Source organism: Parabacteroides massiliensis, from assembly GCF_900155425.1.
GTDB classification, from domain to species: domain Bacteria; phylum Bacteroidota; class Bacteroidia; order Bacteroidales; family Tannerellaceae; genus Parabacteroides; species Parabacteroides massiliensis.
Map to the genome: position 1 here is coordinate 712,683 of NZ_LT700189.1, position 20,344 is coordinate 733,026.

Here is a 20,344-nt window from a genome sequence, read left to right on the forward strand (position 1 = left end):
AAAAATCAGGATTCGGATGCCTGTTCGCTCTTCTTTACGTTCGTGACGATTTCCTGTTTGTCCTTATCGAAGTCGACAACGATCGTATCTCCTTCGCCGACAGACGCACGGATAATCATTTCAGCCATTTCGTCTTCCAGGTATTTCTGGATGGCGCGTTTCAGCGGACGTGCCCCGAACTGGATGTCATAGCCTTTGGTGGCGATAAAATCTTTGGCGGCATCTGTCAGTTCCAATGAATATCCCAGGCCGGCCACACGTTTGTAAAGGCCTTGCAACTCGATATCGATGATCTTATGGATCGCTTCCTTATCCAGTTGGTCGAACATGATGATGTCGTCCACACGGTTCAGGAACTCCGGAGCGAACGCCTTGTTCAACGCTTTCTGGATGACACTGCGCGAAAAGTCCTTATCCGGTTCACCGGCTGCCTGCGAACTGAAACCGACACCACGGCCGAAGTCTTTCAACTGGCGTGTACCGATATTGGATGTCATGATCAGAATCGTATTCTTAAAGTCTATCCGTCTGCCAAGGCTGTCAGTCAGACGGCCTTCGTCCAAGACTTGCAGCAGCAGGTTGAACACGTCCGGATGCGCTTTTTCGATTTCATCCAGAAGGACGACAGAGTAGGGTTTACGGCGGACCTTCTCGGTCAACTGGCCGCCTTCTTCATAACCTACATATCCCGGAGGCGCACCGATCAGACGGGACACCGCAAACTTTTCAAGGTATTCGCTCATGTCGATACGGACCAAAGCGTCTGCCGAATCAAACAGATATTCAGCCAATTTCTTGGCCAGATGAGTCTTGCCGACACCTGTCGGTCCTAAGAACATGAACGTCCCGATCGGTTTGTTCGGATCCTTCAGCCCGACGCGGTTACGCTGGATCGCTTTTACTATCTTCTGGACGGCATCATCCTGGCCGACCACTTTCTTCTTCAGGTTCTCGGCCATTTCGAGCAGCTTCAGGTTTTCAGCTTTTGCGATACGCTGAACGGGAACTCCTGACATCATGGCTACAACTTCTGCCACCTTATCTTCATCCACCGTTTCGCGGTGTTCCTGCAATTCCTGTTCCCATTTCGCTTTGGCCGCTTCCAGCTGCAGGAGATACTGGCGCTCCTTGTCGCGGAAGCTGGCTGCCAGCTCGAAGTTCTGCGACTTAACGGCCGCGAGCTTCTCCGTCTTGGTCGCTTCGATCTTGGCTTCCAGTTCTTCGATGCTCTTCGGAACCGTGATATTAGATATATGTACGCGAGAACCGGCTTCATCCAACGCATCGATCGCCTTATCGGGGAAGTTGCGGTCGCTGATGTAACGTTCCGTCAGCTTCACACAAGCCTGCAGGGCTTCGGGCGTATAGATCACGTTGTGGTGTTCTTCGTAGCGGGCCTTGATGTTTTGCAGGATTTGCAACGTCTCTTCCGCTGTTGTCGGATCGACGATCACTTTCTGGAAACGACGTTCCAACGCTCCGTCTTTCTCGATATTCTTACGGTATTCATCGAGCGTCGTAGCGCCGATACATTGTATTTCGCCACGGGCCAAAGCCGGCTTCAGCATATTGGCGGCATCCATTGAACCGGAAGCCGAACCCGCACCGACGATCGTATGTATCTCATCGATAAACAGAATGATGTTCGGGTTCTTCGACAGTTCGTTCAGGATCGCTTTGATACGCTCTTCAAACTGGCCGCGGTATTTGGTCCCTGCCACGATAGAGGCCATATCCAGGCTGATCACGCGCTTGTCGAACAATACGCGGGAAACTTTACGCTGGATGATACGCAGGGCCAAGCCTTCCACGATCGCCGATTTGCCGACACCCGGTTCGCCGATCAGAACAGGATTGTTTTTCTTGCGACGGCTCAATATCTGCGCCAGGCGTTCGATTTCTTTCTCGCGTCCGACAATCGGGTCGAGGCGGTTTTCCGCTGCCGCGCGTGTCATATCCGTACCGAAGTTATCCAACACAGGCGTGTCGTTCGGCGATTTGGGCTGTGCCGATCCGGCTCCGGAAGAGGAGCGGGGAGACTCCCGACGGGAAGAGAAATCATCGTCTTCGTCTTCATCATCGTCTGTGTAACCATCGCTGATTTCCTCAAAATGTTCGGCAACGTCTTCACCGGCAAAATCCTCCATGCGCTTCAAACCCGTACCGCTCACCAGGTAATTATATATGCTGCGATACGTTATGCCCGCTTCGTTCAGCACTTTTGCCGCAACGTTAAACTCTTCTTTCAGAATGGCCAGAAGCAGATGTTCCGTTCCGGTTTCTTCTTTCTTGAACAAGCGCGATTCAAGCATGCTCATACGCAAGACACGCTCGGTTGTTTTACTGATGGCGATGTCATGCTGGACAGCTTCTTCGGCATCGATTGTATTCTTGATTTCTTGTTCGATCTTTCCTTTAATAGCCCACTCGTCGACATTCAGTTCACGCAGGGCCTGCACGGCTTTCCCTTCGCCGTCGCGAATAATTCCAAGCATTAAGTGTTCCGGTCCGATATAACTGTTCTGAAGCCTTGCTGCTTCTTCGCGGCTATATTCAATAACGTCCATTAATCTCTTTGAATAGTTATTTTTCATATTATAATAATGTACTGTGATCATGCAAATGTAATAAACTCTCGCTATATATCTAACAAAATCCGTGCCATTATTCCTTAAAAGAAAATAAAGCAGACGAAAGCAAATTTGTCATATTATCATAAATAACAAGCTTATTCCACCATAAAGAAACGTTAAAAAATATTACCCTATAGTGTAATTCTAAAAACATGCCCTACTAATCCCATTTTCATGGGGTGGTAGTTTCATTTTGATAGTTTGGATCCGGATCTCCCCGGACAAGTAAATTCTAAAATTTCGAGCCAAAAACTTTCGTGATACACGGAAAAGCCTTACCTTAGTGCACTTTTTGAAAGGTGAGATATTGAGTGTAATTAATATAAAACTAAATGGTTGATCAAGACAGAATTATTAAGATTAACATCGAGGAGGAAATGAAATCGGCATACATTGACTATTCAATGTCTGTCATAGTTTCGCGTGCCCTTCCGGATGTTAGGGATGGTTTTAAACCGGTTCATCGTCGTATTTTATTCGGGATGAATGAATTAGGTAACACATCCGACAAACCTTATAAAAAATCTGCGAGAATTGTTGGTGAAGTTTTAGGTAAATACCATCCACACGGCGACTCGTCCGTCTATTTCGCAATGGTTCGTATGGCACAGACATGGTCTATGCGCTATACACTGGTGGATGGACAAGGAAACTTCGGTTCGGTGGACGGCGACAGCCCTGCCGCCATGCGTTACACGGAAGCAAGGTTAAGCAAGCTTGCCGAAGAAATGCTTCGCGATATAGACAAAGACACGGTTGATTTCCAGCTTAACTTCGACGATACGCTGAAAGAACCGACCGTATTGCCGACTCGCATTCCGAACCTGCTGGTAAACGGTGCTTCCGGTATTGCCGTCGGTATGGCAACAAACATGCCGACACACAACCTTAGCGAGGTGCTGGATGGCTGTATGGCATACATCGATGCCCACGGAGAAATGGAAGTGGCTGATTTGATGCAATATATCAAAGCACCGGATTTCCCGACCGGCGCAACCATCTATGGATATGCCGGCGTAAAAGATGCCTTCGAAACAGGTAAAGGGCGCATTGTCCTGCGAGGCAAAGCAGAAATCGAGACGGAAAACAACCACGAGAAGATTATCATTTCGGAAATACCCTACGGTGTAAATAAAGCCGAACTGATCAAATACATTGCCGATTTAGTGAACGAAAAGCGCATAGACGGCATATCGAATGTAAACGACGAGTCGGACCGCCAAGGCATGAGAATCGTCGTAGACGTGAAAAGAGATGCAAATTCGAGCGTCGTGCTCAACAAGCTGTACAAGATGACGGCATTGCAGTCCTCTTTCAGCGTCAACAATATCGCCCTGGTGAACGGACGCCCCAAATTGCTCAATCTGAAAGATTTGATCAAAGCGTTTGTCGACCATAGACATGAAGTCGTGATCCGCCGTACGAAATACGACTTGAAGAAAGCCGAAGAACGCGCCCATATCCTGGAAGGTCTCATCATAGCTTCCGACAATATCGACGAAGTCATCGCGATCATCAAATCGTCTAAAAGCCCGGTTGAAGCCGTCGAACGGCTGAAAGAACGTTTCTCCCTGTCGGACGTACAGGCTCGCGCCATCGTGGAAATGAGACTTCGCCAGTTGACAGGCCTGGAACAAGACAAACTTCGTGCAGAATATGAAGAAATCGAAAAATTAATCGCATATTTGAAGGAAATTCTGGAAAATGACGATCTTTGTATGAAAGTCATCAAAGACGAGTTGCAGGAAATCAAGGACAAGTACGGAGACGAGCGCAAGACAGACATCGTCTATGCCTCAGAAGAGCTTAATCCTGAAGACTTCTATGCGGATGACGAGATGATCATCACCATCTCCCACATGGGATACATCAAGCGTACGCCGCTCAGTGAATTCCGTGCTCAGGGACGCGGCGGAGTAGGGGCCAAAGGTTCTGAAACACGTGATGAAGATTTCGTGGAATACATCTACCCGGCTTCCATGCACGCCACCTTGCTGATTTTTACAGCAAAAGGAAAATGCTATTGGCTGAAAGTATTCGAAATCCCGGAAGGAGCAAAGAACTCGAAAGGAAGAGCGATCCAGAACTTGTTGAACATCGAACAAGACGACAAAGTCAATGCCTTCATCCGCGTAAAGAAACTGACGACAGATACAGAGTTTATCAATTCTCATTACCTGTTGTTCTGCACAAAGAAAGGCGTGATCAAGAAGACACTGCTGGAAGCATATTCCCGTCCCCGCCAGAATGGCGTGAATGCCATCACATTGCGTGAAGACGACGGCCTGATCGAAGTTTGTATGACAAACGGCAACAATGAAGTCCTGATTGCAAACCGCAACGGACGTGCCATCCGTTTCCACGAAAACGCAGTACGCGTTATGGGCCGTACCGCATCCGGAGTGAGAGGCATGACACTTGATGACGATCCGAACGACGAAGTCGTAGGAATGGTTTGCGTCAAGGACAAAGAAAAGGAAACCGTACTGGTAGTGTCCGAACAAGGTTACGGCAAACGTTCCAATATCGAAGATTATCGTATTACGAACCGTGGAGGTAAAGGTGTCAAAACCATCAACATTACGGAAAAGACCGGTAAACTTGTTGCCATCAAGAATGTTACGGAAGAAAACGATATTATGATCATTAATAAATCCGGTATCGCAATCCGTATGAAGGTATCCGATCTGAATGTCATCGGACGTGCGACACAAGGAGTACGCCTGATCAATTTAGGGAAACGTAATGACGAAATCGCCTCTGTATGTAAAGTACTGTCACAGACTGAAGAAGAAATCGCCGAAGAAAAAGCACAACGCGAAGCTTCAGAAAATGCGGCAAGTCATGAACATCCGATAGAGAATACCGGTTTCGAAGATGTCTCTGATGATGTCGAAAGCAATGAAAATGCAAACGATACAGAAGAAACAACGGAGGAATAATTTAAACAAAATAGAATATTAATCTCAAATCACTATCACAAATGAAACGAGTATTATTAACAGTTGCACTATGTGTTGCAGCATCTGCCTCTTTCGCACAGAAAAAAGTCGTAAGCGAGGCACAGAGTATCGCAAAAGGCAGTAATGCAGATTTCGGAGAAGCCAGAACCTTGATCAAAGGTGCATTGGAAAATCCGGAAACTAAAAATGACGCTAAAACTTGGTATGTAGCAGGTTTTATTGAAGATCAGCAGTTCAATGCTGAAAGAGCTAAACAAATCTTGGGACAGCAACCCAACGAACCGGTTATGTACGAAGCTCTGTATGGTATTTTACCTTATTTCCAGAAAGCCTACGAACTGGATCAGTTGCCAAACGAAAAAGGTAAAGTAAAACCTAAATTCACAAAAGATATCCAAAGTATCCTGAGTGCAAACCATGTATATCTGTTCAACGGTGGAGCATATTACTTCGATAAACAAGAGTACAAGAAAGCATACGATTTCTTCAACCAGTATGTGGAAATATCCGAACTGCCAATGTTTGCAGGAACTCAGACAGCAGAAAAAGACTCGACATTCATGACAGTTCAGTTCTACGCAGCAGCAGCCGCTTCTTTAACAAAAGATTCCAAATTAGCTATTGCCGCCCTGGAACGTGCAAAGAAAACTCCCTATCGTCAATATGATGTTTATCAGTATCTTTGCTACGAATATGGAGAAGCAAAAACAGCTCAGGACTCTCTTATGCTGGAAAAAACATTTGAAGAAGGTATGCAGATTTTCCCGGATTCAGCTTTCTTTTTGAATAACTTGATCAACACCTACATCTATTCCAATAGAAATGAAAAAGCAGTGGAAATGCTGAATGTTGCAATCCAGAAAAACCCGAACGATGCAAACCTTTACAATGTAATGGGACGTGTCTATGAAACAGGACTGAAAGATAATGACAATGCAGAAAAATACTTCAAAACAGCATTGGAAAAAGATCCGAATCTGACAGATGCACTTTCTAACATCGGCCGTATCTATTACAATCAGGGTGTGAACAAACTGAGTGAAGCCAATATGATCAATGATAGCAAGAAATATCAGGAAGAATTAGGCTTGGCAAAAGAATTGTTCAAAAAAGCTCTTCCATATTATAAGAAAGCTCATGAAGCAGACCCCGGAAAGATGGATAACATGATTGCTTTGAGAGGTATCTATTACAATCTGAACATGGGTCCGGAACTGGAAGCTATCGAAGCAGAAATGAATAAATAAAATAGCTCAGAAAATTTATTGATAAAGGAGTTCTCTGAATTGAGAGCTCCTTTTTTTATGTAAAAACTCTTTTTCCCGTTATCAATAAATCTTTTCCGCGATGTAGAGGAATCTTTTTCAATGTTGGGTGCAGAACCGGTTGCTATGAGTGCGTTAGGAGGATCTTGTGCCGTTCTCATCCTGAAGTTCCACAATCCTATTAAACATAATCGTAATTATTTTAATTAAAAGCCTGAAACAGAAGCAGATAGCATATAAATAAAAATCCGCATCCAGCTTCACAGCTACATATAAAATGACATAAAAAAGGCGTGACCATTGCCACGCCTAAAAAGTTGTTAGACTGCTATTAATTCTTCTCCCAATACATGTAATGCTTCTTTTATTTGCATTTTCCTCTGAATGCTTGGTTTTTTAATGCCGTAAATATATTTAGAAAGAAGACTTTTATTAATTCCCATACTCCGTGCTACTTCTGACACGTTCAGTTGAGGGAAGCGTTTAAATATGGCAGCTATTTCATTTTCATAATCAGGCTCCACAGTCTCGAAGAAACTGGAAATATGAATATCTTCATCTAATGATTCCCAACGGACATCATCACCAAACTTTCCTATCTTGAAATTAAGACGATCTTTATCACTTGCTTCTTTCAGTAAAGGAAATGCTTCTAACGGACGACTGAAAGTTTTTCCTGTGTCCGTTTTCATATAAATGCGATTTGCGTCAAACCAAATGTCTTTTATTATATCCATAACTTTTAGTTTTATTGATTATTCTCCGTGATATCTTCTCCAAGCGTCAATTATATCATCTTGATATGTTTCAATAATCACCAATGCTTTTTTTTAATCCTTTGGCTTTATACCATTATTCGATACAAGTTCTATTTTGGAATAAACATTAACTTTTGCCTTACCATCACCATTTTCTATATGAACATGAATAGGCAAATGTTCTTCTGAATAGAAATAAAATCGAATACCAAAAAGTTCAAATAAAGTTGGCATAACTACATGATGTTTAATTTTATGATACAAATAAAGGGATAAATATTTATCCCTGCAAATAAACAGCCGAAAAAATAGCGGCAACTTCAAAGAATCACTACTAACTGTTCTATTTTTCTTATTACAAAATTATAAACCCCGCAATTTTTCTGCCAACATGTCAATTATCTGTTACGTATTACAAGTTAAATGCGATCAAAGCCCTTTATTTATGCTAAACATAAAAAATCCGCATCCAGCTTCACAGCTACATGCGGATCAAACAAATAACAAACTCTACTTATATGAAAAAACAAATACTACTAACTTTATAATATATGATTGGAATTTCTTTGGATGCAAATTCCGAACTCATTTTATCTTATAACAGTATACAGACCTGTTTGGTTCAGAAAAAACAGAAAAAAAATCATTTACCTTCGACAGCACGTGTCTGCAAGACTTTGGAATCAGGCGGTACGCTATGGGTCAGCCAGATATTGCCACCGATTACGGAACCGCGGCCGATTGTGATCCGGCCCAAAATAGAAGCATTGGAATAGATCGTAACATAATCTTCTATAATCGGATGGCGTGGCACGTCCATAGGCAAGCCTTCTTCATCCAGAGTAAAACTCTTTGCCCCCAACGTCACGCCTTGATAGAGACGGACATGATTTCCGATCACAGCCGTCTGCCCGATCACAACGCCTGTTCCATGATCTATACTGAAATATTCTCCTATCTGCGCTCCCGGATGAATGTCTATTCCCGTGTCTGAATGGGCCATTTCCGTTATGATACGCGGAATCACGGGCACACCGAGTTTCAATAGCTCATGTGCCACTCGCTGATAAAGAATGGCATGGATTGCCGGATAACAAAAAATAATTTCACTTGGACTTTGGGCTGCCGGATCGCCATCTAAGATCGCTTTCACATCTGTCGATAACAGATACTTGATATGCGGAATCTTATTAATGAAAGCGATGGCTATTTCTGATGCGCGATCCTTTGAGTCACAACAACGTTCGACCTCAAAGCACAGGCCGTTATAGATTTGTTCATGCAACAGATCGTAGGCCTGTTCCAGATATACGCCCGTATAATATTGTATGGTGTCGGTCTGTGCCTCCTGTTCCGTCCCAAAGAAACCGGGGAAAATAATCTTGCGAAGCAGGCTCATGATCTCCCTGAGCGCTGTCACCGACGGTGATGTTTTTTGGTGTAGCGGAATGTATTTATACTCCGCTGAACCTGTAGCTGACAAGAGTTCTACGTTTTTTTGAATCTCTTCTAATATCTTTGTTCTGTTCATGATCAATTATCCCATATCGGATTATACATGATAAATTTGTTGACATAATAAAGATCCTGTCCCAAAATATAGATTATACCATTCAACATAAACATGTGATAATTGTTCATGCGATAACCCAATAAAGAACGAGCAGTCCATTCACTGCTTGACAAATTATATTCCCATATCTTCCCGTTATTGTCAATCATAAAGAAGCTGTTTCGCCGTTCATCATAAACGCCTGATGAAACACTTCCTATTTTTTCAGGAATAGATATCTGATTCCATATCTTCAAACTGTCCGAAGATTCCCAGAAGCCGTTTCTTATGCCGCTTCCGCCTTCTCCCAATCCGGCATAGACCTTATCTCCTACGACCTGAACAATGCCGCCGCGCTGACGGGCCGGAAATTCAGCGACCATTTCCCAATCCGCGTCCGGAGAAGACAGGTCGTAGCGCAATATCTTATTCATATTATTGCTTCCATCCGATCCGCCCAAGACATACAAAGAATCGCGATAGACGAAGCTGACAGAACCGAAACGGCCTTCAGGCAATGAATATCGCGCTGGTTCCGACCAGTTGTTGTCCAAATTGTATATCTGGCAATCAGCCCCTATCGTTTGTTTGTCTATACCGCCAAGGAGATATGCCTGGCTCCCATAAACAGCGGTACTCATCTGAGAGTAGGCTTTAGGGCAATCGGCCATGGAAATCCATTCATCTGCCTCTACATTATATCCAAACATTTCTTTACTGCGTTCACCTCCTAAGTCTCCCCCTACGACATAGATACGATCATCAAGTATGAACCCGGCAGAAAATTGCCTGTTAACTCCGGGATAAATATTTTTATTCTCAAAAATATTCGGGGTGGTGAAAGATTTGATTTCGCCATAACCGGTCAAACCGCTTTCATTAGTGGCATAAGTTCTTACATAATAGACTGTATTACCCTTTAACGACGGCAATGCATACATGAAAAGCGTATCGTCTACGGCAACATGATTATCCTTGACACTCGGCTCCCGATTGCTTGAAGACCAGCAAATCCCCCACTCGACGGCGGCACTGTTACCTCCATTCTGCAATTCACCGCCAATATGAACCGTTCCGTCGCTTTTGATCGAGTCCGGAGTGATAGCAAATGTGATAATATTCGGCTTCTCGCTTTTTGTCGAAATCGTAATTTCTTCTTCACTATATACCGTTCCGAACTCATTCACGGCATAAGCACGTGCATAATACTTCTTGGCCGATTCCAAATTTCGTATTCTCCCGGTAAACAGACCGTCATCTGTCATGTTTGTGCACATGACCGTATCGGCCTCTATCGTCGGTTCTTCTTCAACACTCCAACAAAAACCATAGGCACTGACAGGCGCATCTCCTTCATTGATCAGGAAAGCCGAGAGATCGGCAGTGGTGAAAGTCGTACTGTCTTTTATCAAATTCAGCTTGCCTACCAAAGGTTTGCCATCTGTAGTCCTGAAAGAATCCACATTGAAAGCAAATTCGCCAAACTGATTTTTGGCAAAAGCACGTACATAATACCAGGTCTCCGGCTCGAGGTTCGTTATGTGGCAAGAGAAAGTATCGACAAGAGCCAAATCACTCTCTTCGTATGTGATGATTGAATCTTGATCCGAAGGTTCGATATTTCCGGCTTGTTCTTTCTTTTTGTAGTAGAAGCCTAACTTTTCAATGCCGACTCCCCTGCTTTTCACCTTCCCTTTCACCCAGACGGAAATAGCTTTTACGGTGGCGCTATCCACATCCAAAGTCGCGACTTCACCAATACCGTTTATTGTCGTATAGACTCCTTCTGTTTTTGAAAAAGCTGTATCTACATCATTAATGGCATAGGCATATACATAATATTTCGTACTATCTTCCAAGTTGGACATCGTTACCGTAAAATCATGGTTTTCGATTTTATCTGCTTTTTCAAATCGTTTGTCACGCATGTTTTCATGCGGTTCCGTTCCCTTTTGTGTACTCCAGCAAACCCCACATTCTTTTATCGGCAGACCGTTTTCTTTCACTACTTGAGCCCTTAACGTGATCGAAGAGGCATATGCTTCCCCTTCCATTGAAGTCTCGGAAACCTCCGGTGCCTTTGCATTCTGCAAGCGTGTATCCATATCCGGATCTTCCACACATCCGGACAGTATCCATAAAAATGAAACTGCTGCTAAAAAGATTGAGTATATGTATTTCATAAATTATTCTTATTAGAAAAACAGGCCGATACCGGCATTCAAATCAACATATTTAAAATTCAATGTATTGCATCCCGCACTTACAAACACAGGACCGACTTTGATCATTACATCCAGATCGGCCGCCAATCCACTATAGGAATAATCCAAATTCTTCGCCCAATAGGATTTTTCTATCCTGTGATCCGAGTTGTCGATTGTGGCATATTCACATAATAATTCCCGACTGCCATATCCCAGACCGACAGACGTATATAACCAAGATGTACATTTGAAAACCACCCCCGCCGTTCCGGCATAACTATTCACCTTTTTCTTGTTCGTGAAATGATAGGCGTTATCGGATGTTGAACCAACCAGTTCATCCGTACCTCTGCATTCCCCGTCATAATCGTCAAAGCCCAGATTGGTTTTAAAACGAATAAACCACCCGAAACGGGATTTCACGCCTCCCACAGTCAGGCCATAAGGAGCTTCTATGGAGTAGGCATAACCCAAAAAGAACTTCATCGGTTCTTTGGGTTTGTCCGTCTTTATTTGATTGCCAGGTGAATAAAAGGCAGGTTCCGTCGGTTTGCGGAGTGTTTCCAAGCGGTCTTGCCAGGATTTTGCCAAAGTTTCATTTTTGGAAGTTCCTATTCCCTCGGTATAATAGACTATCAACCGCGAAATAGCGGTCGTATCCTCATTGTTGGCCATCAGTTCCAGGCAAGCCCGACATTTGTTCATCAAACTATGCATTGAAGGACGCATCCGCTGGTTGGCTAACCATATCGAAGTGAGCTGCCCGATACTGTAAGGGTCACATTGCACGACACCTTCTTCATACCACATCCTTGCATCACTATAGTCCAGACGTTTCATCGCCTCGTCTCCTTTTCTGTTATATTCTGTTTTTTGTTGGGCCAGCAAGCACACCGGCAATACAACAAAAAGAATCAAAATCATCCAAAGTCTTTTCATAAACACGTTTAATAATACGTTGATCCTTCATTTATCAATACGCCATCAGCATTATAGATATCGAACAAACCATCTTTACGTTCGAAAGCACGGCCATTTTCGGCGATCCCGACATTGCGGTATTTACATGGAATACGTTCGTTCGCATCCGAATCGATTGCTCCGTATAACATGGTCGATTTCTTTCGTACAATCGTAAAATTCCCGAAAGTCTTCTTCATCTCATATTGAGCTTTCCTGTCGGCCAAGAGTTTGGCTGCTTCCTTCTCGTCGCAAGAAATCAGAAGACGTACGACCTCTTCCGTCAATTTGGTTTCTTTCGCTTTCGTGAAATCTTTCTTTGCATTCGTAAAATCAGCTTTCCCCATCTTCTCCTTGCCGGAAGCTATCAGAGCGGCATATTCCGCATCAATTTCTTCGACGGTAGGCTGTAGTGGCTGTATTGTTATTTTATTCTCTTCTACCGGAATCCGCTTTGTTTCGGGTTGTTTCCGAGGTTCATCAACAACAACGGGTATAGCTTTTTCCGGCTGTCGCACCATTGTCGTTTCCGTTTTCTTATCTTCCTTGTCAAGCATAGGTTCTTCTTTCACCTCCGGAACAGTCGTTTCCGGAAGCTGTTGCTCCGAATCTTTTTTTTCTTCGACCGGACTGACCAACTCCGTTACGTTCGGTTTCGTAGAGGCTTTGTTTCCCTGAACCAGGAAAGCGACAGCAGATCCTACGCAGGCAAATATAGCAATAACCACGGAAACCAGTATCCACTTCCTTCTTTTCTTACGGGGTGACTGATAAACGATTTCGTCGCTGTTTACAACCGTTCGGTCTTCATCGTTCTCATTATAAGTCGATTGTTCACTTTGATGAATGACTGTTGTCTCATCATCCTCTTCTTGTCCGTCTGTATTTTGCAATTTATTTGCGGGAGTTTCTTCTTCTTCCGCAGGAAGATCTAATGCTGCCATCATTTCGGCTATCGTCTGGAAACGATCGGCCGGAATGATTTGCATTGCCTTGATTATGGCAGCTTCCGTCTTAGGCGATATATCCTTATTCAGTTCCGACGGTTTCAGTAAAGGATGTGTCGCCCGCAAAATAGATTCGGTCGGTATTTTCCCCGTCAAAAGGTTGTACATGGTAGCACCCAACGAATAGATATCCGGACAAGGTGAAAAGCTCTGTGTCCCTTCGTTGTCATATTGTTCGATCGAAGCAAATCCTTTTGACAAGGTAAGCATGGTCGTACTGGTTTCCTGTTGCTCGATATCGTATCGTTTGCTTACGCCGAAATCGATCAGACGCGCTTTCCCTGACGAGTCGATCAGGATATTGCTGGGTTTGATATCCAAATGAAGGATGTTCTTTTCGTGTACAAACCGGAGTGCTTCTCCTATTTGGCGAACATATCTGAGTACTTTCGTTTCCGGCAATACGCCTTCCCGCTCCATCATATACTTGAGGGAACAGCCGGAAATGTATTCCATGGCTATATAAGCCGTGTCGTTTTCTTCGAAAACCTCTAGTACATTCACTATATGGGGATGGTGGACTTCAGAAAGTATCTTGGCTTCCTTGATAAGTTTTTCCTTGAATTTATCGAAAAGAGCTCTTCCTGTCTCGGAGTGTACCTTGACAGCAAAAGATTCAGCTTCTCTGTAACAATAATCTTTAAAGAAGTATTCTTTTATACAAATAGGCACCTCTGTTTGCACAGTTCCTAACGAACCCTTCACCTCCGTATACCAGACGCCTTTGTAAGTTATACCAAAGCCCCCCTGACCAATTACATGAGTGATCCGATATTTTCCATTCTGAAGAACATGTCCGTTTGGCAAATTCATAACATCTATGCGCAATTCTATTAATCTGCCAAAATTACGTTATTTATATAAAAGAATAAAGGAAAGAAAGTATATTTTGTTTAATTCCTGTGAAATCTAATACATTTTGTATGGGGATGATATAAAAAGAAAAGTTATCGCGTGTTTTCCCGCTGCAAGCAGACATAATTGCATTTTTAATCTCTTCCGGGCTGCCGGAATGCTCGAATATATCAGAAAGTTCCTCATTGCTAAGGCGTTCGAGCACACCGTCCGAACACATAAACAGATAATCTCCGGCTTTGATATCGTTCAAAAGCACGACATCGGCTTCTGTCGGACGGTTCGTTCCTTGGATTGCCCGTATGATTACGTTCCGCTGCGGGTGGTGTGCGGCCTCTTCACGGGTGATTTTTCCCAATTTCACCAACGAATTGACCAGTGAGTGATCTTCGGTCCGGAACAAGATTTCTCCCTTACGGAAATGGTAAATCCGGCTGTCTCCCACATGTGCCAGAGTTATGCCGGTTGTCCCTACAAAGGTCATGGTCAGAGTGGTAGCCATTCCTTTGGCTTCCGGATGAATTGCTACATAGTCATCAAAACGTGCTTCGGTATAACGAATTGCTTTATTTATGAAACCGGCGTTCGGTTCACCTTCACGAAAAGTTGAAAAAAAAGCCTGAAAAGACTCGCAAGCCAACGAACTTGCAATTTCCCCTTTTTCTGCGCCTCCGACACCATCACAGACCAGAAACAAGTTTTGATTGGAGTTTACTGTTTCCGGTAGAGGAAAGATGGAATCTTCATTATTCAATCTGCCTCCTTTTTCGCTGACAGCCCAAGGTTTGCCGATCGTTATATTCATATAGCATAGACCATTTTTATTCATTAAACCGGAGAACTGTGTGACCTATAATAATTTCATCATTATTATTGAGTACGACAATCTCTCCATTCTCTAAGTAATTGCTATTATATAACGTATGATTTTTGCTATTATTGTCAGAAAGATAATGTTTATAGCCGCCTTTGGCATCTTTTTTCACCTCGATCCGAATATGTTCCCGGCTCATTGATTTATCAGCCGTCACAATACCGATCGTAGCATTGGACGTATTGGATTTTCGTCCGATAATATGGACTCCTTCCTGAAGTGGAAAAGTTTGCCCAGGCGTATCAGCATTTGCTATTACAGAGAGACGTCCGGTTGTCATACAAAGAGGCTGTATCAGAACCGTTTCCGATTCAGATGTGGCACTTCCTTTCTCCATTGACAACAAAGAAACAGGAATCGGTTGTTTGCACTTCGGACATTTGAAAGAGGTGATATCGAGGGGAATTTTCCCCTCGTCTACCTTTAACCCAACATGGCAATGTGGACATTTAACGGAAATCATAGGATAAACGATATATCAGATCCGTCAATATCTGTTGAATATGTATCCAGCATGTCTGCATCGGACAACATAACAGTGTCATCAGATAGTGTAATAAAATCAGAAGCATCAATGCTTTCATCAATCATCACAACATCCGACAAATCGTTTTCCCCGTCCACATCCACGATAACAGCGTCAGTCGATATAACGTCGTCGCTGTCTAATGTCACGAATGTGTAATCCTCTTCTTGCATAAAATGTTATAATTAAATTTTCTGGAAACAAAAGTAAGGAAACGGACTGACATCCAAACACAAAATAGTTCCTTATAATCAAATGTTTGGGTTTACTGTACGAAAGTATTACTTTTAGTATATGAAACGGGAATCCTACTCGCTCACCCATTTAGCCTTACAGGAAGGCATCGGGCATTGTTTTCTGTTGCGTAATGATTCCCAGGGTATTTCACCTAAGAACGTTCCACACTTGGGGCATACATAGTCGATTTTGAATTGATTGGTCAAATCTTGCAACAATTGCGGGATCTTGGCCGACTGTTTCGCACCCAGGTAGATACCGACTGTCGGAGCGCAGACCGTAATAAACAAACTTAGCCCGAACAATTCCGGACTTCCTTTCCCCAAAAAGCCAATCACGACCCCCACTACACCGGGGATGGCAAACGGAAGAGACTGAAACAATCTGGTTTTAAATTGGTTGGACGATTGTATCTTAACCTTTGCTTGAATGTAATTGTCATACACCTGCTTCAGTGCTGCAAATTCCTCGCTGTAATCATTGCTGGACTTCAGGGCTTCAGACATGTTTAACACATAATTGTCTCCCAGTTTGATTGTGTCGCTTGGAGTTACATGTTTCTTAACGATTTGGGAGCCATTGACAAATGTTCCGTTTGTCGACCCCAAATCTTCAAGCAGCCAACATCCTCCCTCTTCACGAACCAGCTTTGCGTGGTGGCGGCTTACATGAGGATCGTTCACTACAAAATCATTATCGTTTGCTTTTCCAATCTTAATGATCATTCCGTAATTTCTTTTGGTTCCTCTGTTTTTCCCATTTCCTTTTCGAGTGTGTCTTTCAGCACCTTCAAAGGATCTTTGGATATCACCAGTTCTCTCGGTTTTCCATCTTGTGTCAGCAATAACAGTTTCTGCTTGGGCAAGTTTATCTGTAAGATATGATTTTTATTGATGATATGGCTTTTGCCAACGCGCATCAAGATTGCGTTACAACCTGCCACCTGCTTCTCCAATATTTCTTCAATTTTTCCTATGTTAATTGCAAATGTAAATTGAATTCCGTTGGATAAAAGTAGTTTAGTGTAATTTCTATCGGCTTCAAAATAGAGGATTTGCCCTATTTTGATGCGCAACAATTCATCTCTCGTCTTAATTATTAAATATCGCTCCATACGTAGATATTGTTTATTCATTCATCATCAAAAAACAAATATACATTATTTTGTGATTTCTTCGACACTTTTTTCCACAAATTATTTTCAGAAAACCATCAGAAACCATAATAAAATAAGAAACGGTCTTCTATCGGATGTCTTGGATGTAACCATGCCGGATGAAGAATCGTTGCGTTGGGATGCAATTGATGTAGATCTTGAGATCGACAGCATAATTCATCCGGAGTGTTATCCGATATCTTTTTAAATGATAAATCCCTGCTAACCGAGAAGTTAACAGGGATTTATTACTACCAAACAAATCAAAATCCATCACTATAACATAACCTTTTCTTTACTCTGATAGTGTGTAAACAGATACGTTCGCTTGGCATATATTCTGCGACCAATTATGTCGGAGATCAGTCCTCTATAGCTGCCTGCGCCGCTGCGATACGTGCGATCGGGACGCGGAACGGTGAGCAGGACACATAGTTCAATCCTACTTTGTGGCAGAACTTCACAGAAGAAGGTTCACCGCCATGTTCGCCGCAGATACCGCATTTCAGGTCCGGACGGATAGCACGGCCTTTTTCGGTGGCCATACGAACCAATTGCCCCACCCCTTTCTGATCGAGGACCTGGAACGGATCGACTTTCAGAATCTTCTTTTCCAGATAAACCGGCAGGAAGGAAGCGATATCGTCGCGTGAGTAGCCGAATGTCATCTGCGTCAGGTCGTTTGTTCCGAATGAGAAGAACTCGGCAGAAGAAGCAATACGGTCTGCTGTCAATGCGGCACGCGGAATTTCGATCATCGTTCCGACCTTGAAGTCGATACTGTCTCCCATTTCCTCGAACAGTTGTGCGGCAGTTTCACGGATCACTTTTTCTTGTTCCTTGAATTCATACAAGATACCCGTCAGCGGAACCATGATTTCAGGTTTTGCTTCGATACCTTCTTTCTTCAATTCAAGAGCGGCTCCCAAAATGGCGCGTGTTTGCATTTCCGTGATTTCAGGATATGTATTCCCCAAACGGCAACCACGGTGTCCCAACATCGGATTGTGTTCACATAGCGATTCCACGCGTTTTTGGATTTCTTTGACCGATACGCCCATTGCTTCCGCCATTTCTGCCTGGCCTTTCAGATCATGAGGCACGAATTCGTGCAAAGGAGGATCGAGCAAACGTACGGTTACCGGACAGCCAGCCATTGCCTTGAAAATACCTTTGAAGTCTTCCTTCTGGTAAGGCAATATCTTTGCCAGAGCTTTCTTACGTCCTTCCGCATCTTCCGCCAGGATCATTTCACGCATGGCTTTGATTTTTTCACCTTCGAAGAACATATGTTCCGTACGGCACAAACCAATGCCTACGGCTCCGAAATTACGTGCGATCGTCGCATCGTGCGGTGTGTCGGCATTCGTGCGGACCTGCAATTTCGTATATTTATCTGCCAGTGTCATCAATTCGGCAAAGTCGCCAGACAGTTCGGCAGCCTTCGTTTCTACTTTTCCGACATAAACCGTGCCGGTCGTACCGTTGATAGAAATATAGTCGCCTTCTTTGAGCTTAACGCCATCTACTTCGACTGTCTTATTCTTATAATCGATTTCCAAAGCACCGGCACCGGAAACACAACATTTGCCCATACCGCGTGCGACAACGGCTGCATGCGAAGTCATACCGCCACGAGCAGTCAGGATACCTTCGGCGACAGCCATACCGGCCAAATCTTCAGGAGATGTTTCGATACGGACCATTACGACTTTCTTGCCGTCTGCATACCATTTTGCGGCATCATCGGCAAAGAACACGATCTGTCCCGTAGCCGCCCCCGGAGATGCAGGTAAACCTTTCACCCAAACTTTTGCCTGTTTCTCGGCCACCTTGTCGAATACAGGGTGAAGCAATTCGTCCAGTTTATTCGGTTCGATACGTTTCAATGCTGTTTTTTCGTCAATCATACCTTGATGTAACAAATCGATTGCGATTTTAACCATTGCTGCACCGGTACGCTTCCCGTTACGGGTTTGCAGGAACCACAGTTTTCCTTCCTGTACGGTGAATTCCATATCCTGCATATCACGATAATGGTTTTCCAGTTTTGTTTGCAGCTCGTCCAGTTGTTTATAGATTTCCGGCATGGCCTCTTCCATCGAAGGATATTTGGCTGCGCGTTCTTCTTCTGAAATACCGGCGCGTTCCGCCCAACGTTGCGAACCGATCTTGGTGATCTGTTGCGGTGTGCGGATACCGGCAACAACGTCTTCGCCTTGCGCGTTGATCAAGTATTCACCGTTGAAGAGGTCTTCTCCGTTTCCGGCATCGCGAGAGAAACATACGCCGGTGGCGGAAGTATCGCCCATATTACCGAACACCATAGCCTGCACGCTGACAGCCGTACCCCATTCGGCAGGAATTCCTTCCATCTTGCGATAGAGGATGGCACGTTCGTTCATCCAACTGTCAAACACGGCACAGATGGCGCCCCAAAGCTGTTCGTAGGCGGAAGTCGGAAAATCCTTACCTGTCTGAGCCTTGACTGCCGCTTTGAATTTAGCGACCAGTGTCTTCAGGTCTTCCACATCCAGTTCATTGTCTAACTTGACGCCTTTTGCTTCCTTGACTTCTTCAATGATTGCTTCAAACGGATCGATATCATCCTTGTTTGTCGGTTTCATACCCAACACAACGTCTCCGTACATCTGTACGAAACGGCGATATGAATCCCATGCAAAACGGGGATTATTCGTTTTACGGCTCAGGCCTTCCACTACTTCATCGTTCAGCCCTAAGTTCAGGATCGTATCCATCATACCCGGCATAGACGCGCGGGCTCCGGAACGAACTGACACCAACAACGGATTGGCTACGTCTCCAAACTTTGAATTCATCAACGTCTCAATATTGGCAATCGCCTTTTCAACGTCTGATTTCAACAATTCAACCACTTTGTCTTTTCCCAAATCATAATATTCGGAACATACCTCTGTGGTAATCGTAAATCCCGGAGGAACCGGAACGCCAATCAGATTCATTTCGGCAAGGTTCGCACCCTTGCCTCCCAGCAGATTTCTCATATCCGCTTTCCCTTCGGCTTTTCCATTTCCGAATGTGTAAACTCTTTTTCTTTCCATATTCGACAGTATTTAAACAATATTTAAATTTAGATTTCAGGTTTGCCATCTCCAGATTGCAATGTTGCAAATATATGCTATTTAAAAGTCGCATTCGCACCTATGGTTAAATAAATTTAGATGTTTTACAACTATTTTTTATTATCCATATCCGGTAAATAACTACATTAGCGTGCGGAAATTTTTAAAGCCTAAAGAAACAGCCTGTATTCCAAAAGTCTTTTCATGAGATTTTTGGAATGCAGGCTGTTTGGTATCAGTACGTTAC

General features: G+C 43.7%; 15 protein-coding genes. 2 read left to right on the forward strand and 13 right to left on the reverse strand.

The features are described from left to right. Nucleotides 1-5 precede the first annotated feature (5 nt). A complete protein-coding gene (locus tag BQ9893_RS03030; RefSeq protein WP_075964681.1) occupies nt 6-2,594 on the reverse strand; it encodes an ATP-dependent Clp protease ATP-binding subunit in 2,589 nt (862 codons plus the stop codon). Between the two features lie 371 nt (nt 2,595-2,965). Here BQ9893_RS03030 and gyrA point away from each other — a divergent pair, with 371 nt between their 5' ends. Both gyrA and BQ9893_RS03040 read left to right on the forward strand, forming a co-directional pair. Continuing rightward, entirely contained in the window at nt 2,966-5,575 is a 2,610-nt protein-coding gene (gene gyrA / locus BQ9893_RS03035; protein ID WP_075964682.1) for a DNA gyrase subunit A, read from the forward strand. A gap of 41 nt (nt 5,576-5,616) precedes the next feature. Further along, on the forward strand, nt 5,617-6,843 hold the full coding sequence (locus BQ9893_RS03040; RefSeq protein WP_075964683.1) for a tetratricopeptide repeat protein: 1,227 nt from the start codon (nt 5,617-5,619) through the stop codon (nt 6,841-6,843). Between the two features lie 338 nt (nt 6,844-7,181). Here BQ9893_RS03040 and BQ9893_RS03045 read toward each other — a convergent pair whose 3' ends face one another. The 12 genes from BQ9893_RS03045 to ppdK all read right to left on the reverse strand — a co-directional run bounded on the left by BQ9893_RS03045 (nt 7,182) and on the right by ppdK (nt 20,076). Continuing rightward, on the reverse strand, nt 7,182-7,598 hold the full coding sequence (locus tag BQ9893_RS03045; protein WP_075964684.1) for a DUF2442 domain-containing protein: 417 nt from the start codon (nt 7,596-7,598) through the stop codon (nt 7,182-7,184). 93 nt (nt 7,599-7,691) lie between these two features. Continuing rightward, nucleotides 7,692-7,853 carry a DUF4160 domain-containing protein gene (locus BQ9893_RS03050; RefSeq protein ID WP_244155041.1) on the reverse strand — a complete coding sequence of 54 codons (162 nt, stop codon included), beginning with the start codon at nt 7,851-7,853 and terminating at the stop codon, nt 7,692-7,694. A gap of 409 nt (nt 7,854-8,262) precedes the next feature. Next, a complete protein-coding gene (locus BQ9893_RS03055; RefSeq protein ID WP_075964685.1) occupies nt 8,263-9,150 on the reverse strand; it encodes a serine O-acetyltransferase in 888 nt (295 codons plus the stop codon). 2 nt (nt 9,151-9,152) lie between these two features. Then, nucleotides 9,153-11,354, reverse strand: a complete 2,202-nt coding sequence (locus BQ9893_RS03060; protein ID WP_075964686.1) for a Kelch repeat-containing protein — start codon at nt 11,352-11,354, stop codon at nt 9,153-9,155. A gap of 12 nt (nt 11,355-11,366) precedes the next feature. Next, nucleotides 11,367-12,317, reverse strand: coding sequence for a hypothetical protein (locus BQ9893_RS03065; RefSeq protein WP_075964687.1), 951 nt, complete (start codon nt 12,315-12,317; stop codon nt 11,367-11,369). 8 nt (nt 12,318-12,325) lie between these two features. Beyond that, the gene (locus tag BQ9893_RS03070) at nt 12,326-14,158 is read right to left on the reverse strand and encodes a serine/threonine protein kinase (protein WP_075965381.1); all 1,833 of its coding nucleotides are present in this window, start codon (nt 14,156-14,158) and stop codon (nt 12,326-12,328) included. A 43-nt stretch (nt 14,159-14,201) separates the two neighbouring features. Further along, the gene (locus tag BQ9893_RS03075; RefSeq protein ID WP_075964688.1) at nt 14,202-15,005 is read right to left on the reverse strand and encodes a PP2C family protein-serine/threonine phosphatase; all 804 of its coding nucleotides are present in this window, start codon (nt 15,003-15,005) and stop codon (nt 14,202-14,204) included. Between the two features lie 16 nt (nt 15,006-15,021). Next, on the reverse strand, nt 15,022-15,537 hold the full coding sequence (locus tag BQ9893_RS03080) for an FHA domain-containing protein (RefSeq protein ID WP_075964689.1): 516 nt from the start codon (nt 15,535-15,537) through the stop codon (nt 15,022-15,024). Then, complete coding sequence (locus tag BQ9893_RS03085) at nt 15,534-15,773, reverse strand: hypothetical protein (RefSeq protein WP_075964690.1); 240 nt, start codon at nt 15,771-15,773, stop codon at nt 15,534-15,536. Before BQ9893_RS03085 ends, BQ9893_RS03080 begins: the two co-directional genes overlap by 4 nt. A gap of 135 nt (nt 15,774-15,908) precedes the next feature. Beyond that, the gene (locus BQ9893_RS03090) at nt 15,909-16,562 is read right to left on the reverse strand and encodes an FHA domain-containing protein (RefSeq protein WP_075964691.1); all 654 of its coding nucleotides are present in this window, start codon (nt 16,560-16,562) and stop codon (nt 15,909-15,911) included. After that, nucleotides 16,559-16,951: a LytTR family DNA-binding domain-containing protein gene (locus BQ9893_RS03095; protein ID WP_075965382.1), complete on the reverse strand. Its 393-nt coding sequence runs from the start codon at nt 16,949-16,951 to the stop codon at nt 16,559-16,561. The genes BQ9893_RS03090 and BQ9893_RS03095 overlap by 4 nt, the downstream gene beginning before the upstream one ends. 404 nt (nt 16,952-17,355) lie before the next feature. Beyond that, complete coding sequence (ppdK, locus tag BQ9893_RS03105; RefSeq protein WP_075964693.1) at nt 17,356-20,076, reverse strand: pyruvate, phosphate dikinase; 2,721 nt, start codon at nt 20,074-20,076, stop codon at nt 17,356-17,358. Between the last annotated feature and the right edge of the window lie 268 nt (nt 20,077-20,344).